The sequence below is a fragment of the Candidatus Planktophila sulfonica genome (assembly GCF_002288065.1).
Classification (GTDB): Bacteria; Actinomycetota; Actinomycetes; order Nanopelagicales; family Nanopelagicaceae; genus Planktophila; species Planktophila sulfonica.
This window is the reverse complement of the sequence record NZ_CP016773.1, coordinates 159,715-185,222: the sequence shown is the minus strand read 5'-3', so window position 1 is coordinate 185,222 and position 25,508 is coordinate 159,715. Positions and strand designations below refer to the sequence as shown.

The 25,508-nt window shown below is 49.7% G+C and carries 22 protein-coding genes; 7 read left to right on the top strand and 15 right to left on the bottom strand.

Annotated elements, in window-relative coordinates:
• Positions 1-12: 12 nt before the first annotated feature.
• The 4 genes from A1sIA56_RS00860 to nudC all read right to left on the bottom strand — a co-directional run bounded on the left by A1sIA56_RS00860 (position 13) and on the right by nudC (position 3,399).
• On the bottom strand, positions 13-375 hold the full coding sequence (locus tag A1sIA56_RS00860) for a WhiB family transcriptional regulator (RefSeq protein WP_095673084.1): 363 nt from the start codon (positions 373-375) through the stop codon (positions 13-15).
• A gap of 125 nt (positions 376-500) precedes the next feature.
• The gene (locus tag A1sIA56_RS00855) at positions 501-686 is read right to left on the bottom strand and encodes a hypothetical protein (protein ID WP_095673083.1); all 186 of its coding nucleotides are present in this window, start codon (positions 684-686) and stop codon (positions 501-503) included.
• 91 nt (positions 687-777) lie between these two features.
• A complete protein-coding gene (locus A1sIA56_RS00850) occupies positions 778-2,427 on the bottom strand; it encodes an ATP-dependent helicase (RefSeq protein ID WP_095673082.1) in 1,650 nt (549 codons plus the stop codon).
• Positions 2,428-2,469: 42 nt separating this feature from the next.
• A complete protein-coding gene (nudC, locus tag A1sIA56_RS00845) occupies positions 2,470-3,399 on the bottom strand; it encodes an NAD(+) diphosphatase (protein WP_095673081.1) in 930 nt (309 codons plus the stop codon).
• A 25-nt stretch (positions 3,400-3,424) separates the two neighbouring features.
• On the opposite strand from nudC, the gene A1sIA56_RS00840 reads away from it, so the two are divergent.
• Both A1sIA56_RS00840 and katG read left to right on the top strand, forming a co-directional pair.
• Entirely contained in the window at positions 3,425-4,249 is an 825-nt protein-coding gene (locus A1sIA56_RS00840) for an endonuclease/exonuclease/phosphatase family protein (protein ID WP_150121985.1), read from the top strand.
• A gap of 32 nt (positions 4,250-4,281) precedes the next feature.
• The gene (gene katG / locus A1sIA56_RS00835; RefSeq protein WP_095673079.1) at positions 4,282-6,525 is read left to right on the top strand and encodes a catalase/peroxidase HPI; all 2,244 of its coding nucleotides are present in this window, start codon (positions 4,282-4,284) and stop codon (positions 6,523-6,525) included.
• 2 nt (positions 6,526-6,527) lie between these two features.
• Here katG and A1sIA56_RS00830 read toward each other — a convergent pair whose 3' ends face one another.
• From A1sIA56_RS00830 to ychF, 5 genes are read right to left on the bottom strand one after another with little or no spacing between them, the layout of a single operon-like run.
• Positions 6,528-9,740, bottom strand: coding sequence for an ATP-dependent DNA helicase (locus tag A1sIA56_RS00830; RefSeq protein ID WP_095673078.1), 3,213 nt, complete (start codon positions 9,738-9,740; stop codon positions 6,528-6,530).
• Positions 9,737-12,805, bottom strand: a complete 3,069-nt coding sequence (locus A1sIA56_RS00825) for an ATP-dependent helicase (RefSeq protein WP_223298443.1) — start codon at positions 12,803-12,805, stop codon at positions 9,737-9,739. The genes A1sIA56_RS00830 and A1sIA56_RS00825 overlap by 4 nt, the downstream gene beginning before the upstream one ends.
• A gap of 44 nt (positions 12,806-12,849) precedes the next feature.
• Complete coding sequence (locus A1sIA56_RS00820; RefSeq protein WP_095673077.1) at positions 12,850-13,248, bottom strand: copper resistance CopC family protein; 399 nt, start codon at positions 13,246-13,248, stop codon at positions 12,850-12,852.
• Between the two features lie 18 nt (positions 13,249-13,266).
• Positions 13,267-15,195: a translational GTPase TypA gene (gene typA / locus A1sIA56_RS00815; protein ID WP_095673076.1), complete on the bottom strand. Its 1,929-nt coding sequence runs from the start codon at positions 15,193-15,195 to the stop codon at positions 13,267-13,269.
• Entirely contained in the window at positions 15,188-16,261 is a 1,074-nt protein-coding gene (gene ychF / locus A1sIA56_RS00810) for a redox-regulated ATPase YchF (protein WP_095673075.1), read from the bottom strand. Before ychF ends, typA begins: the two co-directional genes overlap by 8 nt.
• Positions 16,262-16,312: 51 nt before the next feature.
• On the opposite strand from ychF, the gene A1sIA56_RS00805 reads away from it, so the two are divergent.
• Positions 16,313-17,491 (top strand): DNA recombination protein RmuC, encoded by a 1,179-nt coding sequence (locus A1sIA56_RS00805; RefSeq protein ID WP_095673074.1) that lies wholly within the window; start codon positions 16,313-16,315, stop codon positions 17,489-17,491.
• A gap of 3 nt (positions 17,492-17,494) precedes the next feature.
• A complete protein-coding gene (locus A1sIA56_RS00800; protein WP_095673073.1) occupies positions 17,495-17,914 on the top strand; it encodes a hypothetical protein in 420 nt (139 codons plus the stop codon).
• On the opposite strand, the gene A1sIA56_RS00795 is transcribed toward A1sIA56_RS00800, so the two are convergent.
• Positions 17,904-18,857: a 4-hydroxy-3-methylbut-2-enyl diphosphate reductase gene (locus A1sIA56_RS00795; RefSeq protein ID WP_190277015.1), complete on the bottom strand. Its 954-nt coding sequence runs from the start codon at positions 18,855-18,857 to the stop codon at positions 17,904-17,906. The genes A1sIA56_RS00800 and A1sIA56_RS00795 overlap by 11 nt on opposite strands.
• 26 nt (positions 18,858-18,883) lie before the next feature.
• Between A1sIA56_RS00795 and xseA the strand changes: the two genes are divergently transcribed.
• From xseA to A1sIA56_RS00780, 3 genes are read left to right on the top strand one after another with little or no spacing between them, the layout of a single operon-like run.
• Positions 18,884-20,083 carry an exodeoxyribonuclease VII large subunit gene (gene xseA / locus A1sIA56_RS00790; RefSeq protein ID WP_095673071.1) on the top strand — a complete coding sequence of 400 codons (1,200 nt, stop codon included), beginning with the start codon at positions 18,884-18,886 and terminating at the stop codon, positions 20,081-20,083.
• 23 nt (positions 20,084-20,106) lie between these two features.
• Complete coding sequence (locus A1sIA56_RS00785) at positions 20,107-20,349, top strand: exodeoxyribonuclease VII small subunit (protein WP_095673070.1); 243 nt, start codon at positions 20,107-20,109, stop codon at positions 20,347-20,349.
• Complete coding sequence (locus A1sIA56_RS00780) at positions 20,349-22,007, top strand: fumarate hydratase (protein ID WP_095673069.1); 1,659 nt, start codon at positions 20,349-20,351, stop codon at positions 22,005-22,007. The genes A1sIA56_RS00785 and A1sIA56_RS00780 overlap by 1 nt, the downstream gene beginning before the upstream one ends.
• A gap of 18 nt (positions 22,008-22,025) precedes the next feature.
• Here A1sIA56_RS00780 and A1sIA56_RS00775 read toward each other — a convergent pair whose 3' ends face one another.
• From A1sIA56_RS00775 to A1sIA56_RS06940, 5 genes are all read right to left on the bottom strand, one after another.
• On the bottom strand, positions 22,026-22,610 hold the full coding sequence (locus A1sIA56_RS00775; protein WP_095673068.1) for an aggregation-promoting factor C-terminal-like domain-containing protein: 585 nt from the start codon (positions 22,608-22,610) through the stop codon (positions 22,026-22,028).
• A 240-nt stretch (positions 22,611-22,850) separates the two neighbouring features.
• Positions 22,851-24,185, bottom strand: coding sequence for a PhoH family protein (locus A1sIA56_RS00770; protein ID WP_095673067.1), 1,335 nt, complete (start codon positions 24,183-24,185; stop codon positions 22,851-22,853).
• Positions 24,186-24,348: 163 nt separating this feature from the next.
• Entirely contained in the window at positions 24,349-24,660 is a 312-nt protein-coding gene (locus A1sIA56_RS00765; RefSeq protein WP_095673066.1) for a DUF3817 domain-containing protein, read from the bottom strand.
• A 9-nt stretch (positions 24,661-24,669) separates the two neighbouring features.
• The gene (locus tag A1sIA56_RS00760) at positions 24,670-25,350 is read right to left on the bottom strand and encodes an SURF1 family cytochrome oxidase biogenesis protein (RefSeq protein ID WP_190277014.1); all 681 of its coding nucleotides are present in this window, start codon (positions 25,348-25,350) and stop codon (positions 24,670-24,672) included.
• The gene (locus A1sIA56_RS06940) at positions 25,343-25,495 is read right to left on the bottom strand and encodes a hypothetical protein (protein ID WP_190277013.1); all 153 of its coding nucleotides are present in this window, start codon (positions 25,493-25,495) and stop codon (positions 25,343-25,345) included. Before A1sIA56_RS06940 ends, A1sIA56_RS00760 begins: the two co-directional genes overlap by 8 nt.
• Between the last annotated feature and the right edge of the window lie 13 nt (positions 25,496-25,508).

The following is a 25,508-nucleotide window of genomic DNA, read 5'->3' as shown; positions in this document are numbered from 1 at the left end:
AATCAGGAGTTTTTAGATATCGCTCTCGATTAAACGAGCAGCTGCAATCACCTGACGTGGTGGTCGACCGGCGCGACGCTTACGTTCGATGATCACGCCATCTTCAATTAACTGGCCGCCCCATACGCCACATGGTTCTTGGCGTGAAAGTGCGCCATCAAGACACTTGTTACGTGAAGGACAGGTGCCGCAGAGCGCCTTCGCCTCTGCAATTCCCTGGTCTGTCTCGGAGTAGAAGAGCTCAGGGTCTGCAGAATGGCATGGGAGCGTAAAAGCCTTGGCGTTGTCATATGTGAAGGTCACATCCTTCAAGCCAATCTTTTCGCCGCTATCTGCCCAGCCTGGCACCTGTAGTTCGCTGAAGAGAACTGTCATAGCTCTCACCTCTTCTCTCTTTTACTTACTTTCGTATCTATGTGGTTTCTATTTGGTTGGTATGGAAATAAAAAAGGACCTACAAATCCTTTGTGGATTTGAGGCCCTTGTGGGTTCTGTTCGAATTACTCGACTAGAGCTCCTGTGGCCTCAACCACTGCATAAAAGTTGGCGTAAAACGCTGACTTTGTTGCTGTGGGCCAAGCTGCGCGCTTATGAGTGCGCTTAGCTGTAGCTGTTGAGGTTGTATGAGCAGCAGAAGGAACAGACGCACGAGCGCCTGCTGTTGTTGAAGCGAATACTGAATTCATTTCAACTCCTTCTTCTAGTAGATGGAGTAAGGGTACGCGACGGGTAATCGTTCTGGCAACCTAATTAATTGCGGGCAGAGCCAGAGGTGAGCTAAGAACCGGCGAGTAACCCGGATTCACGCAGGAATGGGCTGGGGCTCTTGCGGTAAGAGATATGTAAATCAGCCTTGGCGCGGGTGATTCCCACATAAAAGAGACGGCGCTCTTCATCGATCGAGGCATCAGAGACAGGTAGCTGGCCTTCAGATGCGCCGATTAAGAAGACGCGTTCCCATTCAAGACCTTTTGCTGCATGCAGAGTTGCCAGGGTTACGACAGGCATTGTCGGTGGATTGTTCTGCTGCACCCGATCTTCCACTTCGCGTAAGTAACCGCGCAGAGTCTTCGGTGTGAAGTTCTCATCGCTATCGAGTTCGCGCGCTAAATGCAGAAGCGCTGCAATTCCATCGATTGCTTCATCTGTTAGATATGGCTGCGCAAGTGTGCGAAGTTCATCGATCCACCCCTGACCTTCTGTAGGAATAACAGAAGCTTTACGAACTTCGCCTAAGAAATCACGAACTTCTTTACGATCAAAGAATCTTTCTGTGCTGCGAACTTGGTATGGCAGATTGACCTTCACCATTGCTCGTTCAACGCTCTTCAACTGTGAATTGGTGCGGGCCAAAATTGCGACTTCATGTGGCGGAGTCCCTGCGCTAAGAAGAGAAGTAATTTCTGACAGCACACCGGTGACTTCGGCAGCTTCATCTGCGTAGCCAACGACGCTAGGCGCACTGCCGTGGTCATTCTGTGCAACAAGTTCTTGTCCCATAGATCCATAACGCAAGAGCGCATTAGCAGCAAAGGTAATTTCAGGAGTTGAGCGATATCCGGTGCTGAGGCGAATTACTTCAGCATCAGGGAAGCGCTGGGTAAAGGTATTGAGAAATACTGGAGTAGCGCCAGCAAATGAGTAAATGGTCTGCGCCGGATCGCCAACGACGCAGATATCGTTTCGCTTTCCAAGCCAGGCATTGATCAAGCGTTGTTGAACTGGTGAAACATCCTGATACTCATCGATAGTGAAGTATCTGTACTGATCTTGAACGCGTTCGCGGACTTCGCGTTCTTCTTCAAGCATTGCAGCACAGAGCAAGAGAACATCTTCAAAGTCGATTGCTAGCTCTTGCTTCTTCACAGATTCATAAGCTGTGTAAATCTGCACCATCTGCTCAGGCAAAACACGAGGTTTCTGCATGCGCTTAGAAATTTCATCAACGTAATCACTTGGGGCAACTTGTGAAACTTTTGCCCATTCGATTTCAGATGCAATATCGCGCATGATTTCGCGATTTGTGGCTCGGATCGAATCGCTTAAACCGGCGCGATTAATTGCTTCAGTGAGAAATCCTGTCTTTGTAGTCATCAAATCTGGTGTGCGACCACCGAATACAGATGGCCAGAAGTAGAGCAGTTGCTTCAGCGCGGCTGAGTGAATCGTGCGCGCTGCAACGGTGGGAACACCGAGTGAACGTAGACGAGCTCGCATCTCACCTGCTGCTTTGGCAGTGAAGGTAAGTGCCAATACTTTCTGCGGATCCATCGTTCCGATAGCTGCGGCATATGCGATGCGATGGGTAATTGCGCGAGTTTTACCGGTGCCCGCTCCTGCAATAACGCAGACAGGCCCACGTGTGGCAAGTGCTACTGCGCGCTGATCTGGGTCGAGTGCAGCGAGGATCTCGTCTTCTATAGCCACGTTATGCCGCCATAAAAGTGGCCCGAAGGAATAGCCATGGAGTTATCTCCACGTCTCGCCGCCCTGGGCACTTTCGCCGAGCCATCCTTCAATCATCTTGCGTGCAACAGAGATAGTTGGGGGAAGAAGAAGTGAACCATCGGCTGCTGCCGCTTTCAGTTCTGCGCGGCTAAACCATTTCACTTCAGTAATTTCTTCTCCGTCACCTTTTGCAACGCCAGGGTTATCAGTTACTGCCTCAAATGCAATCATGATGCTTGCAGGAAAGGGCCACGGTTGTGAGCCGAGATATTTGATCTCGCTCACTGTGATGCCAGATTCTTCAAAGACTTCACGAGAAACGCATTGTTCAAATGTTTCACCTGGTTCGAGAAAGCCTGCAAAAGTAGAGAAGCGACCTTCGGGCCACACCGGTTGATGCCCCAACAAAATTCGATCATCGCGATCTTTAATCAGAACGATCACGGCAGAATCTGTACGAGGGTGATGCTGACTTTGATCTGCATCGCAGAAGCGCGCTGCTCCGCCGAGATCAACACGTGTTGGCCCACCACAGCGAGGACAACGCGGATGTGCACGATGCCAATTACTGATGGCAGTTGCATGAAGTGAGAGTTCAAATTCCATCGGCGAAAGCTCTGCGCCAATTTCGCGAAGAGTTGTGAAACCAACGCTCTTGACCTCATCAGAAACCTCGCCTACCCACTGCGTATCCCAAGCGAAGTAGGGAGCGCGAGTATCGAGATCAAGACCCAAGAAGTAGCGAGAACCCTCAGTGAATTTTCCTGATGCCAGAAGCTCGGAAATCTGTAGTGCGCTAGAGAATGTGAGCTTTTCATCGACTGATGCGATGCGACCTTCGGTGATATGAAGAATCTTGGCTTGTTGCCACAAAGTGTCGAGAGTGCCTTGATTGGTGCGCAGTTCTCCGGCGCGATCTATGTGGGAAGGGTGCTGATGAATCGCGCTCACGGGTGCAGGTTACTAGTCTGTGGGGGTGCGCCTCACCTCGTGGAATCTCCTGCATGGAATGGCCATTCCCCCGCAGCCAAGCGTTGATACCAGCTCGCTCAATCGCGCCGTGCAATCCCTTGAATCCGATGTATTCGCTTTTCAGGAAGTCGATCACTTCTTACCGCGTTCCCAATCTCGACCTCAGATGAGAGATATCGCCGAAAGTATGGGGGCTCGCGATTGGGCGATGGCGCCTAGCGTTATTGGCACACCGGGTGAATCATGGAGAAAATTGAATTCTTTAGAACCAGAAATTATCACCGCCGCATCAAGCCACGCAGATTTAATGCACGAATGTTATGGAATAGGAATTGTTTCCAAAGTTCCAGTTCTGAGTTGGCATCGACTTAACTTAGGAAATTCTCCACTCGGACTTCCACTTGTTGTCCCTGGTGATGAAACCGGAAAAGGTAAGCCGCGATTTATCTATGTGAAGGATGAACCTCGTTTAGCAATTGCGGCAGTTCTGGAAAATGGATTTACCATTGTCAATACGCATCTCTCATTTGTTCCAGGATTTAATCTTGCGCAGTTACGTCGCGTAAAGAAGTGGGCGTTACAGATTGCAGAATCAACTGGCACTCGCGCCATTGTCTTGGGCGACCTCAACCTGCCAAAGAATCTGCCGATCGTGGCATCGTCATGGAAATCTCTCGTCACCCAGAACACCTATCCAAGTTGGGGCGCCAAGATTCAATTCGATTACATCCTCACCCCCGATATGGCTTTCGGTGAATATTCGGTGAGAAATTTTGAGCCTGCCGGGGTAAGTGACCACCTTCCTATCGGGGTAGAAATCTTCGAGTAGTGCAATGGCAGTCGATTGATTAGCCTTGGCCCATGACTAAAGAATCAACTCCTTCATACTCAACTAATGGCGCTGCGGGTCAGACTTCTGCAGCACAGTGCCCATACACAGGCAGCAAGCTCAATAAGGAAGGCACCTACAACACTGATTGGTGGCCTAACCAACTTGATCTCGGTGTACTTCGCCAACACTCACCAGTGTCAGATCCAATGGGCGAGAACTTTGATTACGCAGAAGAATTTTCAAAGCTTAATCTCAAAGCGGTAATGAAAGATATTGAAGAGTTAATGACGACATCACAAGAGTGGTGGCCAGCAGATTACGGACATTACGGTCCATTCTTTATTCGTATGGCATGGCATAGCGCTGGTACATATCGCACACACGATGGTCGCGGTGGCGCTGGTGCAGGTATGCAACGTTTTGCACCACTGAATAGCTGGCCAGATAACGTTAACCTCGATAAGGCTCGCAGACTTCTTTGGCCAATCAAGCAGAAGTATGGAAAGCGTTTATCGTGGGCAGATCTCATGATCCTTGCCGGTAACTGTGCACTTGAATCAATGGGACTTAAGACTTTTGGTTTCGGTGGCGGTCGCGCAGATGTGTGGGAACCAGATGAGACTTACTGGGGTAAAGAGCAAGAGTGGCTTACCAACGAGCGTTACAGCGGAGATCGTAAATTAGAAGATCCACTTGCCGCTGTGCAGATGGGTTTGATCTATGTAAACCCTGAAGGTCCAGATGGAAATCCAGATGTTCTTGCATCAGCGCGAGACATTCGCGAAACATTTGCACGCATGGCGATGAATGATGAAGAGACTGTCGCACTTATTGCTGGTGGCCATACATTCGGTAAGGCACACGGAGCTGCAGATCCTGGAAAGTATGTAGGAGCAGAACCTGAAGCTGCGCCAATCGAAGAGATGGGTCTTGGCTGGAAGAACACTTATGGCGCAGGCAATGGCGCAGAGACAATCTCAAGTGGTCTAGAAGGTGCGTGGACTCCAACTCCAACGAAGTGGGATAACACCTACTTTAAAACTCTCTTTAAGTACGAGTGGAATCAGACAAAGTCACCTGCCGGAGCCACACAGTGGATTCCAACGGATGAATCTGCTGCAAAGGCTGTGCCTGATGCACATATCAAGGGCAAGACACATGCTCCCGTTATGTTCACAACAGATTTAGCAATGCGTATGGATCCTGCATATGAAAAGGTTTCACGTCGCTTTGCCGAAGATCTCGATGCATTTGCTGATGCATTTGCACGTGCGTGGTTTAAGTTAACTCACCGCGACATGGGTCCAATCGCTCGCTACCTAGGGCCACTTGTTCCAAAGGAACAGTTGATTTGGCAAGATCCACTTCCTGCAAAGCCAAAGAAGGTAATTGGTAAGGCAGAGATTGATCTTCTGAAGAAGCGCATCGAGAAGAGTGAATTAACAATCGCTCAGATGGTGACAACTGCATGGGCATCTGCATCATCATTCCGCAGCACCGATAAGCGCGGTGGTGCAAATGGTGCACGTATCCGCCTTGAACCACAGCGTAATTGGGAAGTAAATAACCCTAAGGAACTCAAGAAGGTTATTGCTATCCTCGAAAAGATCCAGATCAACTTCAATAAGAAGTCAGAGAAGAAGGTCTCACTTGCAGATCTCATTGTCTTGGCAGGTTGCGTGGGTATCGAACTTGCGGCAAAGAACAATGACATCAAGGCAAAGGTTCCATTTACTCCAGGTCGCACAGATGCAACGCAAGAACAGACAGATGTTGCTTCCTTTGCAGTTCTTGAGCCAAGTGCAGATGGATTCCGTAACTACGCCAACAAGGCAGATACACGTCCTGCTGAAGTTCCATTGGTAGATAAGGCTGCACTCCTTTCGCTGACTCCCCCAGAGCTCGTTGTACTCGTGGGTGGTCTGCGCGTACTTGGCGCTAACTACGATGGATCAAAGACAGGTGTCTTAACCCATAAGAAGGAAGTCTTAAGCACCGACTTCTTTATCAACGTCCTCGATATTAAGTATCAGTGGGCGCCAAAGAATGGCGATACCAACCTCTTTGAGGCGCACGATCGCAAGACCGGAAAGGTAAAGTGGAGCGCTACCCGCGCTGATTTGGTCATCGGATCAAATTCAGAGCTACGCGCACTAGCTGAGGTCTATGCAAGCAACGATGCAGAGAAGAAGTTTGTTGAAGACTTTATCGCTGCATGGAACAAGGTTATGAACCTTGACCGTTTCGAACTCAGCACCAAGAAGAAAAAGTAGTACTACTTCACACTCAACAGATCGATGAGTTGAGCTTCCGTAAGGAGGTTCGCTCGTCGATCTGTTGTATTTGTGGGGACATAATGGAAAGCAGCCGTTACCTGTTCAACTGCAACACCCTGCAACTTTGCCCACGCTAAACGATAGACAGCGAGCTGTACGGCAGAAGATTCGCCTAGGACTTTAGAACCAGTCTTCCAATCGACTACTTCGAAACCAGCATCTGTCTTATAGACAGCATCGATGCGACCGCGAACAAGAACACCCGCTATCACAGTTTCAAATGGGACTTCGACTGCATGTGGTTGTAGAGAAGCCCAACTTGATGCCAGCCACTTACTTTTGAGGTCTTCCAGTTTCTGATCTTCTTCAAATGGCGTCAGCAAATCGAAATCTTCATCATCGAAGAGTGTCTTGGCATTGAAGTGGTTTTCAATCCATAAGTGGAATGCGGTTCCACGATGTGAATATTCATCCATTGCACGTGGCATTGGGCGGCGGATTGTGCGAGCAAGCTCTGCAGGATCTTGGTGCAGCGCAATCAGCGTTGAAGTTGAAAGACGGGCAGGAAGAGCAACATCGAGAGCGCCCGCTTTGTACTCGTTAAATTCAGCGATGATTGCCTGTGCATCTTCAACTAAACCGCGCATCTCTTCACTTGGTGATGCTGCAAGATCGAACGGTGCTGATGAATCAACCAGGGCCACAGTCCGATTGAAATCTGCGCGACGATTGCCGAGAGGGTCTCGCGGCCACTGGGCTGTAATCTCAATATCTTTTGCAGGGTTGCGATCAGTGCTGGCCGGAGCCTCAGGGGCGCAAAGCACTGTCCCCACTGCACTTGCGACCTCAACCACCTTTTCATACAAGACCGATGGTGCCACCGGCTTTGCGCCATCACGCCAAAATGATGTGGAACAGAAGAGATGGGTGCGTGCGCGAGTCATTGCGACATAACCAAGTCGGATCTCTTCGCGCATCTTGAAATCAACACACTCTTGGGCAAAGGCATCGATTGCCTTCTTTGCAGCTGCATTAGTTGTTGCTGCGTTCCAAGAAAATACCGGCAAGATATCGGCATCCCCGCGTAAGGCAAATGGAATATGGCGTTCGTTGGTTATCCAGTTATCGGGATCAGATGTATTTGCACCTGGGAAAGTTCCTTCAGCTAGCCCTGGAACTGCAACGACATCCCATTCAGCGCCCTTTGCCATATGGATGGTGAGAATCTGAACGACAGATGCATCAACATCTGGGGCTCCGGCCTTAAGGCCACCTTCTTCTTCGCTGGCAACATCGAGCCACTGCAAGAGCGCTGAAAGTGTTCCACCGCTACGAGCAAACTTTGCAGCTTCATCCATAAAACGATCTAGATGTCGACGGCCGTGTGTTCCACCATCGCGCAACATAACTTCTGTTTCAAGATTGAGGTAACGCTCGATATCAACGATGAGATCTGTGATTGGCGCAGATGCACGTGAACGCAAGCGTCGTAGATCGGAGGCGAAAGAAACTAGACGCTCGTAACCAGCGCTACTGAACTTTGATTTATCGCAACGTTCGATTTCATCGAGTGCATCAATAACGCTACCGATAAATTGATCATCAGCTTCAGCTGATTGTGGATTGCCAGCAACAATATTCTTCACAATGCTGCGGCTATCGGCAGATAAAGATTCAGAGCGTGATCGAGCAAAGCGACCAAGGGCTGCAATATCGCGTGGACCCAAGTTGATACGTGGGCCTGTCAGGTGACGCATGAGTGATGCACCTGCATCAGGATTGTTGATGACCTTAAGCATTGCAACTAAATCTGCGACCTCAGGAACGTGCACAAGTCCGCCTAAACCAAGGACTTCAGAGGGTATTCCGGCTTCAGCCAACGCTTCTTGAATCAACGCAATCTGTGCGCGCTTTCGGACAAGAACGGCAAATGTCTTTGGAACCTTTGCGCCTGCCTTTATGCGCTCGGGGTTATTCCAGAGCGGTGCAAAGTATTCAGCGATTGCACTTGCTTCACCTTCAAGGTTTTCAAAGGCGCCGCAGGTGAGATTTCCTTTTCCGGCGCCCTTACGTGGTTTGAGCGCTGCAACGGTGATGCCTTCATCTTTGCGGACATCGGCCGAGATTTCATTGGCAAGGGTAAGAATTGATTCATCGTTGCGATAGGTGGTCAGAAGTTCGTAGACATCTTTGCCGGTAGAACCTGCAGCCTTAGGAAAGTTTGCGTTAAATGCGCTGATGGTTCCTGAAGATGCACCGCGCCATGTGTAGATAGATTGGCAAGGGTCTCCGACTGCAGTTACTGGATGTCCCTGCCCGAAGAGCGCTGAAAGTAAACGCACCTGTGATTGCGAAGTGTCTTGATATTCATCTAGCAAAACAATGGGGTACTTGGCCCGTTCAAGAATTCCGACATCAGGGAAGTTGACCGCGATATCTGCAGCAAGTGCAATCTGATCATCGAATGAGAGTTCGCCAGATTGACGACGCGCTTCAAGGAATGCTTCCATCATCGGAAGCATCGCGATGCGCTGATTGAGAACTTTGGCAACCTTGCGAGTCTCATCATTTGTCTGACCTGTCATCGCAATAACTTCTTGCAGTAACTTTTCATCAGCTTCACGGATTTGAGCCACGGTTGCACGATGTTCGAGAACCATTGAGGTAAGGCCCAAAAGATCCTTGACTACAGTGCTTGCTGCATCTGTCGTTGCAAAGGTGCCGTCATCCCATTCGCGCACCAACTTATTGGCGCTCATCCATAAAGCTGCTTCACCGAGTGGTTGAACATCAGCATCGATGCCGTAACGGATGGCATGTTCGCTCAAGAGGCGACCTGCATAAGAGTGATAGGTAGTCACTGCAGTATCAAGGCTGCTGAAAGTGCGCGGAATACCCTGCTTATCTTGCGCCTGCTGGAACTGGCGAAGGCGCTTACGGATACGGGTATTGAGTTCGCCTGCTGCCTTGCGAGTAAAGGTAAGTCCGAGAATCTGATCAGGTCGGGCGATTTCATTGGCGACTAAGTACACAACGCGAGCAGCCATCGTTTCCGTCTTACCAGAACCAGCACCTGCGATGACAACGGCAGGTTCGAGTGGATTGTCGTAGATCGAGATGATGGGGCGTTGCTCATCAGATGGAAGATGGAAAGTTGGGTCAATCGAGATAATCATCTCGGCGACTTTGTCAGGTGAGTATTTCTCAATCATTGATGCACCGCCTTACCTTCGAGGTAGAGCGGACAGCAAGGTTTCACCTTGCACTGCTTGCACATATCGTTCTTGCGCGCAGTAAATGTTGCACCACCCATACCAACTGCAATCTCTTCAAGGATGGCAGTAGTTGCTTCAACATCAACGAGTGCAGCTTGTTCGCGGGTGCTGTAGCTCTTGTTCTTACTTGCTAAATAGACAAGTTGTGCACCTGTGACATCAGTTGATTTTAACTTCTCTTCAAAGCCATCAAGAACTACGCCAAGCTGGTAACACGCAAGCTGCAAGTTACTCTTGGCATCATCTCCTGAAATCTCTTTCTTACCGGTCTTAAAGTCGATGATGTAATGCTTGCCATCGCTATCGACTTCAATGCGGTCAACATTTCCGCGAATGAGTGCGCGACCTACGGTTATCTCAAAGCTCTTCTCAACTCCGGCAACGGTGCGGTTATTGTCAGATAAAGACTTCTGGTGGAATACAGAGAAGCGCTCGAGCATCTTCTTAGCGCGAGCCAGGGACGCATGGCTAATCCAGCCCTGGCTATCGTCGATCAGTGGCCATGAATCAATTAGTTTGGTCTGTAACGCTTCATCGGTGATTCCAGGTTCTTCCACCTTTATGCGAGCGAATTCGTGAATAACAGAGCCCAATAACTGCGCAGTTGAATCGCCATCGGTGCCTCCGCTCTTTTCGAGGAACCATTTCAGGCCGCATTCAGTGAAGTTTTCAGCTCCCGAAGGAGATACCGGAACAAGTGCGCCTTCATCGATAACAGGCAGTTCGCTCGTTATCTGCGCTGTTCCGAGCCATTGTGATGGTTGTGCCAAATGAATTCCATTGGCACTTAAGGTCTTAAGAAGTGAAGCAGCAGATGTGTTGCCGGTCAGATTTACCTCACGACGCAGAGTGGCAACGAGTGCCGAAGCTGTGAGCGGTCTAGGAACTTCTACATCGGATGCTGAAGTTCCAAGGGATTCAGCGAGATCTTCAAAGAAGATCGATGGGGTTTCATCTTCGCGAGAGATTGCCGTGACAAGTAGTGATTGGCGTGCTCGAGTTGTTGCAACATGAAAAAGACGCGCTTCATCTTCTGCCAAAGAAGAGGCAGCAATCATGTCGAGAGTTACTTGAGCAAGCTCATCACCATGGCGTACTCGTTCAACAAGTCGTTCAGCGCCCAGCAATGAGCTGCGTTGTTTGAGGTTTGGCCACGCACCTTCTTGCACTCCAGCAACTGCAACGTACCGCCACTGGCGACCTTTGGCAGAGTGCACAGTAAGAATTTCAACGACATCAGGGCGTACTCCGCGAGCGGTGATGAGGTCAGAGACAATTGTTTCGTTGGCAATTTCAGTCAGGAATAGATCTGGCTTTGCGCCAGGGAATCTTTCAATGTGACGCGCTGCAGTATCAAAGAGTTGAATCATGGCATCGAGATCGCGGTCAGCAGATGCTCCGCGTGAACCACCACGAAGTGCTGCAGCACGCCAGCTTTCAGCAATCTTCTCGTTATCGCTATTGGTTGCGTTATCCCAGATAGCCCACAATAAGTCGTGAATGGTTGCGTTCTTCTTGGCGATTGATTTCTTAGCTAGAGCAAGAAGATGATGTACTCGTAACAACTCGGCGGAGTCTTCAATCGCTACATCACCTGTTGTGATGGCGTCGAGAATCAACTGTGTGCCAGAGCGCTTATCGCTTGCTTCATCGCGAGCTGCAAGCAGCGCTGCACGTGTGCGGCGAAGTGAGACCGAAGTTGCTCCCCCAAATTCTGATGTCAGTAACTTTTCAGCCGTATCGAGATTGAGTGGCTGTGCGCCCGTGGCAACACGAGCAAGTAGTAAGAATGGAGCAATGGCAGCGTTATTAGCTAGCGCTTCGACATCGCCAGCAGTTGGGATAGATACCTGAGCAAATGCTCGACGAATAGCTGATGCTGTCTGTCCATGCGAACGCACAATCACCGCCATCTGTGAATATGGAACACCTTGCATCAAATGTGCGCGTTTGAATTGGTAGGCGATGTACTGCGCTTCTTCAGATTCAGAAGATAAACGGGCAGTCTGCGCGTCAGGTGTGCCTCGGAAATTCTCTGTTAACTCAATCGTCTTTGCACCTGCGTTGATGTAGGCGTTGATAACGTCGGCAATACCTTCAGGATCAGCGCCGCGGAATCGACCAACAGCGCTTGCGCTATCGGCCACGATAACGAGATCTGAACCTGCCAATAGTGAAAGCAGAGTGCGCTGAGCAGGATCGCTCTCTTGGAATTCATCGACGATGATGGTGGTAAATCGCGCACGGAGTTCGGTGAGCAATTCAGGGTTGGCTCGCAAATAGTTAATTGCTGAGTTGATGATTTCAGACGGATCAATACGGACCTTGGCATCTCCTGCCAATACTTCTTGCAGGGTCATCGCACCTAAGTAACGTTTCCAGAAATCAGCGGCGCCTTCCCAATACTTTTCACCAAGTTGATGGCCACGTGTAGCAAGTGCATCAGGTGTAATACCGCGTTCGTTTGCGCGCATGATGAGGTCGCGGAGTTCGCGGACAAAGCCTTGTGTCTGCAGTGGTTCGCCTAGTGATTCAGGGCTCTTCTTTAAATCATCGTGCCATTTCTTATAGCCATCTTCGATATCGCCATCGAGAAGTTGAGAGATAAAGGTTTCTTGTTCGGCGCCAGAGAGAAGAACGATTTCGCGATAGTTATCGCCGGTGCGCATCTTAAGAATTGAGTAAGCAAGTGAGTGAAATGTGCGCGCCAGAGGTTCGAAGGCAGTCTTTTCAGAGCGTGTCACAATCGCATCGCGCATTTCAGATGCTCGTTCGCGGCCATAAGTGAGTAAGAGAATTGAATCAGGAGATTGCCCCGCTGCAATACGCGAGAGCGCTGCTTCAATCAGAACTGTGGTCTTACCTGTACCGGTTGCGCCAGTAAGAATGAGTGGCGAACCGCGGTGGGCAATTGCTGCTTTTTGCTGATCAGAGAGAACGAGAGAAGCGCTCTGAACGTCGGCTCGCACCAGGCGAAGCGGCGTTGCAGGGGCTTTACTCACAGTTCGTATTCAACCCTAAGGGGCTGACAATCAGCGTGTATGGCTCACTTGCCCTTAGTGAGAGCTATGGAAAATGTGTAGCCACCAGTAATGACATGGCCATCGGCAGATACAACTCGATACGAGATTTGATATTTGCCTGACTTCAGAGCTGGTGAAGCGATGCGGGCAGTAAGTCGATTCGCTGTCACTTGCGGCTTCTTGAGAGCAATCACTTTGCCAGCAAATGTTGCAAGTGAAACGGTTGAAATCTGCTTACCTTTTAACTCCAAGATATCTTCATTGAAATTGAGTGTGATGCTTGTAGGTGCCGCAGTGAGAGTCGCACTTGCCTTAGGAATCGAGCTAACGATTGCAGAATGGCTATGAGATGGCGTTACAGAAAGTGTTGTGAGAAGTAAAGAAGCTGTCGTGAATGCGAGTAAACGAATAACTCGATTCACGACAGCTCCTTGTAATAACTAGTTCTGGTTATTCTTCTTCGCACGTGATGTTGCTCGAGCGCGTTCTGCACCATCGAGAGTCACCTTGCGAATACGAACAACTGCAGGAGTTACTTCAACGCATTCGTCTTCACGACAGAATTCGAGAGCGCCTTCCATGTTGAGCTTCTTAGGTGGAATCAACTTTTCAGAATCATCGGTACCTGAAGCACGCATGTTGGTGAGCTTCTTTTCGCGAACACAGTTGACATCCATATCGTCAGAACGTGAGTTCTCACCGATAACCATGCCTTCGTAAACTTCATCGCCTGGTTCAACGAAGATTGAACCGCGCTCTTGAATACCTGCGAGTGCATAAGAAGTCACAGCTCCGATACGGTCTGAGACAAGTGAACCTGTTGCACGTGTACGAAGTTCACCAAACCAAGGTTCGTATGAATCAAATACGTGGTGCAGGAGACCTGTTCCGCGAGTTTCTGTAAGGAACTCAGTACGGAAACCAATAAGTCCACGTGATGGAACCTTGTAGTCAAGACGGATCCAACCGGTTCCGTGGTTAACCATTTGTTCCATACGGCCCTTACGAAGAGCCATCAACTGTGTAAGAACACCTAAGTAATCTTCAGGTGCATCAATTGTTAGACGCTCCATTGGTTCATTAAGTTTTCCATCAATCATCTTGGTTACAACCTGTGGCTTACCAACTGTGAGTTCGAAGCTTTCGCGCTTCATGATTTCAACGAGAACAGCGAGCTGAAGTTCGCCACGTCCCTGAACTTCCCATGTATCTGGGCGTTCGGTGTTGAGAACACGAAGTGAAACGTTACCGATGAGCTCTTTATCAAGACGATCCTTAACCTGGCGCGCAGTAAGCATCTTGCCGCTCTTGCCCGCTAGTGGTGATGTATTGATACCGATTGTCATCGAAATTGATGGTTCATCAACAGTAATAAGTGGAAGTGCGTGTGAGTTTTCGAGATCAGCAAGGGTTTCACCCAATGTGATTGTCTCGATACCAGCAACCGCAATGATGTCTCCGGGACCTGCTTCAAGTGCAGGTACGCGCTCGAGAGCTTCAGTCATCAGAAGTTCTGAAACCTTTACGCGTTCTGTAGTTCCATCAGTCTTAATCCAAGAAACTGTCTGGCCCTTCTTGATGACACCTTCGTGAACGCGGCAGAGAGCCAAACGCCCAAGGAATGGTGAAGAGTCAAGGTTTGTTACGTGTGCCTGAAGAGGCGCACCTTCGTGATAAACCGGTGCTGGAATTGCAGAGAAGATTGTGTCGAACAGTACGTCGAGGTTCTCTTCTTCTGGCATTCCACCATCTGCTGGACGAGTAAGTGATGCACGGCCTGCCTTAGCGGATGCGTACACAACTGGGAATTCAATCTGCTCTTCATTTGCATCGAGATCAAGGAAGAGTGCATATGCCTCGTCGACAACTTCTGCAATACGTGAGTCAGGGCGGTCGACCTTATTGATCAACAAAATAACTGGAAGATTCTTCTGTAGCGCTTTACGCAATACGAAACGTGTTTGTGGAAGCGGACCTTCAGATGCATCGACAAGAAGGATTACGCCATCAACCATTTCAAGACCACGTTCAACTTCGCCACCGAAGTCTGCGTGGCCTGGTGTATCAATGATGTTGATGATGGTGTCACCACGGCGAACTGCAGTGTTCTTCGCAAGAATCGTAATTCCCTTTTCGCGTTCAAGATCCATTGAATCCATCATGCGGTCTTGGCCTTCTTCTTGCTTCTTATGTGCAGCAAAGGCTCCGGACTGCCACAACATCGCGTCAACGAGTGTTGTCTTTCCGTGGTCAACGTGAGCGATGATCGCTACGTTGCGAAGGTTGTCGCGGGTCTTCCGTGGAAGATCCTTAAGGTGAGCCTGGTTAAGGCGTGCTCGGGCTGTGTTTTGTGTCGGTGTATTAGACATTGAATCTGAACTCCACTACGTCTCCGTCTTGCATGATGTATTCCTTGCCTTCCATACGCACTTTGCCCTTAGCTTTCGCTTCGACCATAGAGCCCGCTTCTACCAAGTCGGCAAAAGAAACGATTTCAGCTTTAATGAAACCCTTTTGGAAATCTGTGTGAATGACGCCCGCTGCCATTGGCGCGGTATCGCCTTTGTGAATAGTCCAAGCGCGTGCTTCCTTTGGACCTGCTGTTAGATAAGTTTGAAGACCGAGAGTGTCGAAACCAACGCGTGCAAGAGTCGCAAGACCTGGCTCTGTTAAACCAATTGCCTGCAGAAGTTCGAGAGCATCTTCATCTGAAAGTTCAGCAAGTTCTGCTTCAGTCTTTGCATCCAAGAAGATTGCTTCAGCAGGAGCGACAAGTGCCGATAACTTCTTACGCAGCTCTTCATCGGCAAGTTCTGCAGCGTCGACGTTAAAGACATAAAGGAATGGTTTTGCAGTAAGCAGATGAAGTTCGTGAAGAAGCTCGCGATCAATCTTTGATTGTGACAATGGCTTACCTGATTGCAACCATTCATTGGCAGCCTTAACCGCTTCAAGAATTGGCGCCTTCTCTTTCGCAACGCGCGCCTCTTTTTCAAGACGTGGAATTGCCTTTTCAATTGTCTGTAAATCTGCGAGCGCGAGTTCCATATTGATGGTCTCCATGTCACTCGATGGATCGATACGACCATCAACGTGAACTACATCGCCATCAGTGAAGACGCGGATGACCTGACAGATTGCATCGGTCTCACGGATATTGGCAAGGAACTTATTTCCAAGGCCAGCGCCTTCTGATGCGCCCTTCACGATGCCTGCGATATCAACGAATGAGAGCGCAGCTGGAAGAAGCTTTTCAGAGCCGAAGATTGTGGCGAGCTTGGCTAGACGCTCATCCGGAACGCCCACGACGCCGACATTGGGCTCGATGGTGGCGAAGGGATAGTTAGCGGCCAAGACATTGTTCTTGGTCAGAGCATTAAAAAGGGTCGACTTTCCGACATTCGGAAGACCGACGATTCCAATAGAGAGGCTCATAAGTAGGACAGCCTACGCGTAATTGTCAGTGCCTCCTGCCACGATTGCCCCATGTCCAGCGCACTCGTGACCTTAATAACTCTGATTATCGGCCTCTTTCTTGGGTTGGGCCTCGGTATCTGGATTTCTCGGATTAAAAATTCTGCGGGCTCTTCGCAATTATTGGCGCAAGAACTCAATGATGTGAAGGTGCTTCTTAAAGCATCTGATGAACGTCTCAAAGCTGCCGAAGAAAAGTCGCAAGCAGATACCAAGATTGCAACACAAATGGAAGAGATGAAGGCAACTGTCGAACGTATGCGTACGCAATCGCAAGAAGCTGCTGAGAAAAGAATTGCATCTGAAACTCAATTAGTCAGCACCATCGATGAAATGCGTAAAGCATCGACAACATTCTTTGATGAGACAAAGAAGATCGCTGGCGCACTCGCAAGTTCGCAGACACGCGGAAAATTCGGCGAAGCGCAGCTACAACTACTTCTTGAACAAGCCGGTCTTCGCGAAGGTCACGAATACGATGCACAGCGATCTACGACAGATTCTGATTCTTCAGGAATCCCTGACATCACCGTGCGCATGCCTGGTGGTTCAAAGTTATTTATCGACTCCAAGTTTCCATTTGATCGCTTCCTCGAAGCATTCGGCACTGAAGATCAAGGGCAGCGCGATGAACTCTTAGCGCTACACACAAAAGATTTACTCAAGCACGTTGATGCGCTCTCCAAGCGCGGTTATCACAAGTCACAAGGATCACCTGATTTCGTTGTTCTCTTCCTTCCTTTTGAAACCCTTCTGGCAGAGGCACTTCGTATCGATCCCACACTGCTTGAAAAGGCATTTAAAGTCGGAGTCACACTTGCCACACCAACGACCACGATGGCGCTGCTTCGCACCGTCGGACATATCTTTACTCGTAACCAATTAGCCGAGAACGCTGATGACATCACCAAGGTTGCAGCCACATTCCTCAAGAACATCACTCTTCTTCACACCAAGATTGTGGCTGTCGGTAAGGCAATTAACTCAACTTCTAAGGCGTACGAAGATTTGGTGCCTACAGCTGAAAAGACTGTTCTCTCACCTGCTCGACGCATTCATAAGCTCGGAGTTACGGGTGATAAAGAGAAGCTCGCAATCGAATATCCTGATGCGCCTGCAGATGTTCGAGCTCTTAATAATCCCGATCTCGAAGGTGATGATTTCATTGATGTAGAAGTAGTAGAGGAGTAAGAAATGGCAACAGCGGTAAAGAAACCAGCGCTCTCAGGTCCTGGACTTAAAAAACAAGGCGTTATTGTTCTGCAATCCTTCTTTATCTTCGTATTTGTCTGGCTTGAGATGTGGATCCGCAGCGGCGCAGGAATCCTTTCAGGCCTTGTTATCTGCCTCGTTACCTACGGCGGCGTTGCATACGGTCGCACAGGAACTCGCTACGTATCAGCTGTTACCCCACCGCTTGCCTATGCAGCAACAACTCTTATCTACACAATTATGAGCGATGGTCTTCGTCCATCACGCGTTGGAATTGATTTCATCGCATCCCTTGCCAGCGTTGCACCGTTCTTACTTATTAGTGCGCTCTATGGCTGGTTTATGTTCCTCAACGAAAAAGCGAAGAACCGTCCTTCAAAGCGTCTTGAAGCTACTGCTTAGCGCTCTTTAAATCTGCACGGAGCTCTTTAGGAAGAGCGAATAACAAAGTCTCTTCCGTTGCGCGTACTTCTTCAACATCTCCAAAGCCATTTTTGGCCAGGTGTTTAAGTAAGTCATCAACAAGAATTTCTGGAACTGATGCGCCACTTGTCACACCGATAGTTTCAACGCCCACAAACCATTCATCCTTGACCTCAGCTGCATAATCAACGAGGTAGGCCGCCTTTGCACCGTATTCGAGTGCAACCTCAACGAGGCGGACTGAGTTGGAAGAGTTAGTTGATCCCACAACAATCACGAGGTCAGCCTGTGGGGCAATCGCCTTAATCGCTTCTTGGCGATTCTGTGTTGCATAACAAATGTCATCTGATGGCGGGTTAGCAATCTCAGGGAACCGATCCTTAAGGATTGCAACAGATTGCATAGTTTCATCAACCGAAAGGGTTGTCTGAGTAAGCCAGACCAACTTCTTTCCCGGTGTTGGCTGAATTGTGCGTGCTTCTTCTAAACCATCGACAATGCGAACTTTTCCGGGAGCTTCACCGGCTGTTCCTTCGACTTCTTCGTGGCCGTTGTGGCCGATAAGCAAAATTTCCGTTTCATCATCTGCAAAGCGCTTAACCTCGTTATGAACTTTTGTTACAAGTGGGCAGGTTGCATCGATGGTCTTGAGGTTACGAGCCGCTGCTGCTTCATGCACTGCTGGAGATACGCCGTGTGCTGAGAAGACAACGGTTGCACCCTCTGGAACTTCATCAGTCTCGTTAACAAAAATAACGCCGCGCTTTTCAAGAGTTGAGACCACATGCTTGTTATGGACAATCTCTTTACGGACATAGACAGGAGCTCCGTAGAGTTCGAGTGACTTTTCAACAGCCACAACTGCGCGGTCAACGCCTGCGCAATATCCACGTGGCGCGGCTAGAAGAACTCTCTTGCTCATGTCGCGCAGTCTATTAGGCTCTCGCTATGTTCGAAACTTCAAGTGAATCCCCCGCGCCAGTGCGGGTGGTCTCTGAAGCCATCAAGGAGTACATCGATCGCTTAGGCCCTATCTGGATTGAGGGCGAGATATCTGAACTCAATGAACGCAGCGGCGGAATGGCCTTTATGCGCCTGCGTGATACCAGCGCCGATATGAGTATTTCGGTGATGTGTTACAAAACTGTTTTAGCAAGTGTTCAACCGCTGCCTGCAAATGCGCGTGTAGTTATCCATGCCAAGCCATCGTGGTTTACCAAAAATGGTTCACTCACTATGTCAGCCAAGGAGATTCGCCAAGTTGGTGTGGGCGAATTACTTGCGCGTCTTGAAGCGCTGAAAGAGAAGCTTGCATCTGAAGGTCTCTTCAACTCAGATCGAAAGATTGCACTGCCGCGCCTGCCGCGAACTGTTGGGCTGATCTGCGGTCGAAATACCGATGCTGAAAAAGATGTTGTTGAAAATGCACGACGTCGTTGGCCGTCAGTGCAATTTGAAATCCGCGAAGTCGCGGTGCAAGGTGCAGCTGCCGTCGTTGAAGTATCTGCAGCGCTCTCTGAATTAGAAGCCAATCCAGAAGTTGATGTCATCATCATTACTCGTGGTGGTGGCTCATTTGAAGACTTGCTTCCATTTAGCGATGAATCACTAGTGCGCCTTGCTGCCTCGTGCACCACACCGATTGTCAGCGCTATTGGCCACGAAAAGGATTCTCCGCTTCTGGACCTTGTCGCCGATTACCGAGCATCAACCCCAACCGATGCTGCAAAGCGCGTAGTTCCAGATATCGCCCAAGAGATCAGCGATATCGAGAAGATCCGCGATCGCATGTATCGCAGGCTGGTTTCAACGATTGATTACGAACTCAATCAGATCGCACAGTTACGCAATCGCCCAGTGATGAAAGACCCAAGCGTTATGGTCACCACGCGCCGCGATGAAATTAAGGGCTGGCGCGACCGTTCTATACGTAGCTTTGCCTCGCTTCTTGAAATCGAGAAGAAGGAACTGAAGGGCGTGCGGGACCACCTTCGCTCCCTTTCGCCACAATCAACGATGGATCGTGGCTATGCCGTTGTGCAGTTAGAAGATGGCTCGATTGTTCGCGATGCTTCAAAGGCAAAGGCGGGTACTCGTTTACGTATCCGTGTGGCTAAGGGCGAGACCAGCGCCACAGTGAATGAATAAAAAGTAGAGAGTAGATTGAGCACATGGCCACTAAAGATTCCCAGTCCGGCGAAATCAAGCCTTCATACGAAGAAGCACGCGATGAACTCGCTGAAATTGTTGAATCACTTGAAGATGGCAGCGCGACCTTAGAGGAATCACTCAAGCTTTGGGAACGTGGCGAAGAGTTAGCAAAGATCTGCCAAGAGTGGCTCGATGGCGCAAAGAAGAAGTTAGATGCTGCAAAGAAGCCAGCTAAGAACTCTGAGGCTGGTGAGGAACAGTAATGTCTCCAGATTTTACTTACTCAGATCTTCTGCCTATTGGTGCAGATACTACGAAGTACCGCCTCGTCTCTAAAGAAGGCGTTAGCGTTGTAAAGCTTGGCGATAAGGAATTTCTGCAGATAGAACCATCTGCTCTCACGCTTCTGACTGAAACAGCAATCCACGATATTTCGCATTACCTGCGCTCAGAACACCTTGAACAGTTAGCAAAGATTTTGAAAGACCCAGAAGCATCAGCAAATGATCGCTTCGTGGCCCTTGATCTATTGAAGAATGCCAATATCGCAGCCGGTGGAATTCTGCCGATGTGCCAAGACACAGGTACTGCGCTGATTATGGGCAAGAAGGGTCAGTACGTGCTGACTACTTCCAAGGATGAAGTCGCACTTTCTCAAGGTGTTTACGATGCATATACAAAGCTCAACCTTCGTTATTCGCAGATGGCCCCAGTAACAACGTGGGAAGAGAAGAACACTGGCAATAACTTGCCTGCTCAGATTGAAATCTATGCAGATAGTGATCATCAAGATGAGTACAACTTCATGTTCATCGCAAAAGGCGGCGGCAGCGCCAACAAGTCATTCTTGTATCAAGAGACAAAGGCAGTTCTTAACCCCACTGCATTTATGAATTGGCTCGATGCCAAGCTACGTTCTATCGGAACGGCTGCATGTCCTCCGTATCACCTTGCAATTGTCATTGGTGGAACCAGTGCTGAGCACACAGTAAAGACAGCAAAGCTGGCAAGTACTCATTACCTAGATAACTTGCCTACGACAGGTGATGCTGCAACTGGCCACGGATTCCGCGACTTAGCGCTAGAAGAAGAAGTATTTAAGTTAACGCAGAAGCTTGGGATCGGCGCACAGTTCGGTGGCAAGTACTTCTGCCACGATGTCCGCGTTGTTCGCTTGCCGCGCCATGGCGCTTCGCTGCCGATTGCTATTGCAGTCTCATGTTCTGCAGACCGCCAAGCAAAGGCGAAGATCACCAAAGATGGAATCTTCCTTGAGCAGCTTGAGACCGAACCAGCGCACTTCTTGCCTGAGACCACCGACGAGCACCTCAACGACAACGTTGTTGCGATCGACCTGAATCAGCCAATGGATGCGGTCCGCGCCGAGCTTTCTAAGCACCCTGTAAAGACCCGTGTTTCACTGACCGGAACGATTGTGGTTGCTCGCGACATTGCCCACGCCAAGATTAAAGAGATGCTCGATGCCGGCAAGCCGCTTCCTGATTACATCAAGAATTACGCTGTTTATTACGCAGGCCCTGCCAAGACTCCGACAGGTTTTGCATCAGGTTCATTTGGACCAACAACTGCAGGCCGTATGGATTCATACGTTGATCAATTCCAGGCAGCTGGTGGTTCCTTTGTCATGTTGGCAAAGGGCAATCGCTCCAAGGCTGTGACAGATGCATGTGCAAAGCACGGCGGTTTCTATCTCGGATCTATCGGTGGACCTGCTGCGCGCCTTGCTCAAGATTGCATTAAGAAAGTTGAAGTTCTCGATTTTGAAGAGCTAGGAATGGAAGCGGTCTGGAAGATTGATGTTGTCGACTTCCCAGCATTTATCGTTGTTGACGATAAGGGCAATGATTTCTTTGCTGAAACGATGCGCCCGCTGACTATCGGTATTAAGTCAGAAAATTAATTCCTAGAAAGCTAACTTTTAGTAGTAACGGCTACGTTTGAATTTTGACCATGCCTGGCATGGAGTCTCGTAGCGAATATCGATATAGCGAAGTCCCCAACGGATCTGCGTTACCGGGTTGGTGCGCCAATCGCTGGAGATGACCTCCATCTTGATTGCAGGAAGTGCCTGCGGAATTCCATGTGCACCGGAACGGCTGTTGTGAGCCTTGTAATTCCAGTGGCTCTCTTTAGTCCAGAGACGATTTAGGCATGAGAACTCATCTTCGCCCCATTGGTACTCAGCATCCATGATTGATTTGGTGACCTTCTTGGCACCCATCTCGCTGCGAGCCATTTCGACCTGCGCGCTGATATCGGCAACCAACGCCATCTCAGAGATCTGAGTTGTCAGCGAAAGGTCTGGAAGCTTTGCCACTGTCAGGTTCTTTGACTCGGAAAGAGTCATTCGAGTTGTCATCGGGAAATCAAGACCATAGGCAGTTGTCTGGGCGGTGGCGATAAAGAGCATCGAGCCGACGATTGTCCAGAGAGCTGGCTTTGTTGCCCGAGAAATACGCAGGGTGGAGAGAGCGATGAAGAACTCGCGTAGATGTGCCTTCATAGATCTGCTCCTTCCTTCTCTTGCCCCATGGCGCCATGGCCTCGATATGAGGCTAAGGCCGTGGGGGAATGGGTAAAGGCTGGCAAGGGATGGGGTGAGTCGCAAATTTTGTCGTGCGTGAGTCGCAAATTCTCAGGAAAGGCCAACGCTGTGGATAGGTAAAAGCGCAGGTCAGTTAGGGCAAAGTCCTAAATGTCCGAAATGTGACTGTGACATTTAAAGAGGTCCACTTGAGGCGCTCTACGCCTGTGGCCCTTCAAGCATCTCCGTGACCAGTGCAGCGATCGGCGAGCGCTCTGACCGAGTCAGGGTTACGTGGGCGAAGAGAGGGTGGCCTTTGAGAGTTTCGACCACGGCGACGACGCCGTCATGGCGGCCCACTCGCAAGTTATCGCGCTGGGCGACGTCGTGGGTCATCACAACTCGTGAACCCTGCCCGATTCTGGAGAGGACTGTGAGCAGAACTCCGCGTTCGAGCGACTGGGCTTCATCGACAATCACAAATGAGTCGTGAAGTGAGCGGCCACGGATATGGGTCAGCGGCAGAACTTCGATCAGTCCGCGGTCGATGACTTCATCGATGACAGCTTGGCTGACCAGCGCACCCAAAGTATCGAAGACTGCCTGAGCCCAAGGCGACATCTTCTCGCCTTCGCTTCCCGGCAGATATCCCAGCTCTTGTCCTCCGACGGGATAGAGCGGACGGAAGATGACTACCTTCTTATGAAGGCGCTTCTCCATGACAGCCTCAAGTCCGGCGCAGAGTGCGAGCGCAGACTTTCCAGTTCCGGCGCGACCGCCCATGGAAACAATTCCAATGCTGTCATCGAGCAGAAGGTCGAGGGCGATCCGTTGTTCTGCAGAACGACCATGAAGTCCGAAAGCTTGGCGATCTCCACGGACCAACTGCAACTGCTTATCTGCCGTAACGCGGGCGAGCGCACTTCCCTTTTCAGAGTGAAGAACGATTCCAGTGTGAACCGGATACTGATGAGCAGATTCATGATCTGCGCGATCTGAGGCATAGAGCTCATCGATCACGCTGTGACCAACAGAGATCTCTTCGATGCCGGTCCATCCGCTATTGGAGACGAGTTCAGCGAGATATTCCTGTGCCTCAACTCCAACTGATGATGCTTTAACGCGAAGTGGAAGGTCTTTAGTGACAAGCACGACGTGCTTTCCATCTGACATTAAATTCTTTGAGATTGCCAGGATTCGCGAATCGTTAGTTCCATCGCGCAAGAAGCCGTGTGGCAGGGTGCTTAAATCGGTGTGGTTGAGCTCTACAGAGAGCGTGCCGCCCTCGGGAGTTACTGTCAGTGGCGCATCAAGGCGGCCATGTTCAATACGTAGATCATCGAGCGCGCGCAGAGCTGCTCGGGCGAAGTAGCCGAGTTCAGGATGGTCGCGCTTTGTCTCGAGCTCGCCAATGACGGCGATCGGAATGATGACTTCATGCTCTTCAAATCGTTTTATCGCCCCGGGGTCTGCCAGAAGTACAGAGGTATCGAGGACATAGGTTTTGCGTGCGGGGTTGCTCTTCGCACTTGCTGCCGACTTTGAAGTAGCCAAGGCTTAACCATTCTCTTTAGTTGTAACTAGCCGCATCACTGATGCGGTGGGGAAGAGATGGAGATTGCTTCTGACTCGCAAAAGATAGAACGAGTGATTCGGACTTTTGGTGCGACACGCCATTAATCAGAAAGACGTCATCAAGAGTTAACTTAAGACCGAATTAGCTGTACTTCTTCACCATTCGGCGTTCAGCGATAAAGGAAGCCACCGGCAGAGTTCCGGCCAAGGTAAGCCCCAAGATTGAGAAGAGTGACATCTTCTTCTGCACGCCAATTTGAAGAGCGGTCAGGATGTAGACGATATAGAGATAGCCGTGGGCGATCGGAATTGCGATCAACCAGCCGTTGTTATCGAGGGCATCAAAGAGATACTTCGCTGGCATGTATCCCAAGATAAGGAGCAAGAGATTTACTCCGCAGAGGATTGCCATTACTCGAAAGCGCAGCAGCGCTGAATTACCTGTCTTTGCCATGAGTACAGCCTAATCCTTGCGACGGTAGAAAGGCGCCCAAAGAACGAGAAGCGCCATAAACCACCAGACAACTACGTAGGAAATATGTTGCCAATAATAGCCAGGGACTCCCGATGTGAGTTCAGGGGCAGAGATTCTTACGCGATCAACTTTCTGGCCGTCGACAACTTCATTGGTGGCAAGGATGAAGCCGTCGTAGAGCTGTCCGGGGTATGAAGAGACAAGTATTGAACTATCGAGGCGAGATAGTTGGCTTGAAGTATTTGCTGCGCGGTCATCATTCTGTTTCGGCAACAGGGTGCCGGTCAAGGTGATCTGTTTAGACATCACGATTTCTGGATTGGTTAAACGATCGGCCCATAATCCGCGCACCACCAGAATTGCGTTCTCGCCATCTTTTTCCAGCAGGGCGACTTCCCAGTCAGCAACCTTGCCTGATCCATCTTTCTGATTAGGTGCCTTATAGGTTGCGATGTAATGGCCTTCGGTAGTTACTAGCTTGGCAATGCTTTCAGGCGGGATAGTTCCGGTGGGTGTTGCCTTCTGCGCCAGAGGATAAATAGTTGTATCGACCAAGACTTTCTTCTGATCATCCATCTCTTGGGCTCTCTGTAATTGCCAGATGCCAAGTCCGATAAAGATGGAGGCAAGTACAAGCACAGTAAAGGCTTGTAGGAGCTTTTTAGTCACTGTCCTCATTCTCCTGAAGTGGAGCGGGATTATCTTGGAAACGTTTAAATCGCTTGTAGAAATTTCGTAGCAAGAGAGTCATCGTGGTGAAGAGCACGATCATTGTGAGCGAACCAGCCACACCTACTTCTACATCTTTAGCCATGAGAAGATTCTCC

What these genes read in the sequence shown, in the direction of transcription:
- A1sIA56_RS00830 (WP_095673078.1), bottom strand. Translation starts at nt 9,740, where the DNA reads ATGATTGAGAAATACTCACCTGACAAAGTCGCCGAGATGATTATCTCG.
- A1sIA56_RS00775 (WP_095673068.1), bottom strand. Translation starts at nt 22,610, where the DNA reads ATGAAGGCACATCTACGCGAGTTCTTCATCGCTCTCTCCACCCTGCGT.
- A1sIA56_RS00860 (WP_095673084.1), bottom strand. Translation starts at nt 375, where the DNA reads ATGACAGTTCTCTTCAGCGAACTACAGGTGCCAGGCTGGGCAGATAGC.
- katG (WP_095673079.1), top strand. Translation starts at nt 4,282, where the DNA reads ATGACTAAAGAATCAACTCCTTCATACTCAACTAATGGCGCTGCGGGT.
- A1sIA56_RS00780 (WP_095673069.1), top strand. Translation starts at nt 20,349, where the DNA reads ATGTCTCCAGATTTTACTTACTCAGATCTTCTGCCTATTGGTGCAGAT.
- A1sIA56_RS00795 (WP_190277015.1), bottom strand. Translation starts at nt 18,857, where the DNA reads ATGAGCAAGAGAGTTCTTCTAGCCGCGCCACGTGGATATTGCGCAGGC.
- A1sIA56_RS00785 (WP_095673070.1), top strand. Translation starts at nt 20,107, where the DNA reads ATGGCCACTAAAGATTCCCAGTCCGGCGAAATCAAGCCTTCATACGAA.
- ychF (WP_095673075.1), bottom strand. Translation starts at nt 16,261, where the DNA reads ATGAGCCTCTCTATTGGAATCGTCGGTCTTCCGAATGTCGGAAAGTCG.
- A1sIA56_RS06940 (WP_190277013.1), bottom strand. Translation starts at nt 25,495, where the DNA reads ATGGCTAAAGATGTAGAAGTAGGTGTGGCTGGTTCGCTCACAATGATC.
- xseA (WP_095673071.1), top strand. Translation starts at nt 18,884, where the DNA reads ATGTTCGAAACTTCAAGTGAATCCCCCGCGCCAGTGCGGGTGGTCTCT.
- A1sIA56_RS00855 (WP_095673083.1), bottom strand. Translation starts at nt 686, where the DNA reads ATGAATTCAGTATTCGCTTCAACAACAGCAGGCGCTCGTGCGTCTGTT.
- A1sIA56_RS00765 (WP_095673066.1), bottom strand. Translation starts at nt 24,660, where the DNA reads ATGGCAAAGACAGGTAATTCAGCGCTGCTGCGCTTTCGAGTAATGGCA.
- A1sIA56_RS00800 (WP_095673073.1), top strand. Translation starts at nt 17,495, where the DNA reads ATGGCAACAGCGGTAAAGAAACCAGCGCTCTCAGGTCCTGGACTTAAA.
- A1sIA56_RS00805 (WP_095673074.1), top strand. Translation starts at nt 16,313, where the DNA reads ATGTCCAGCGCACTCGTGACCTTAATAACTCTGATTATCGGCCTCTTT.
- typA (WP_095673076.1), bottom strand. Translation starts at nt 15,195, where the DNA reads ATGTCTAATACACCGACACAAAACACAGCCCGAGCACGCCTTAACCAG.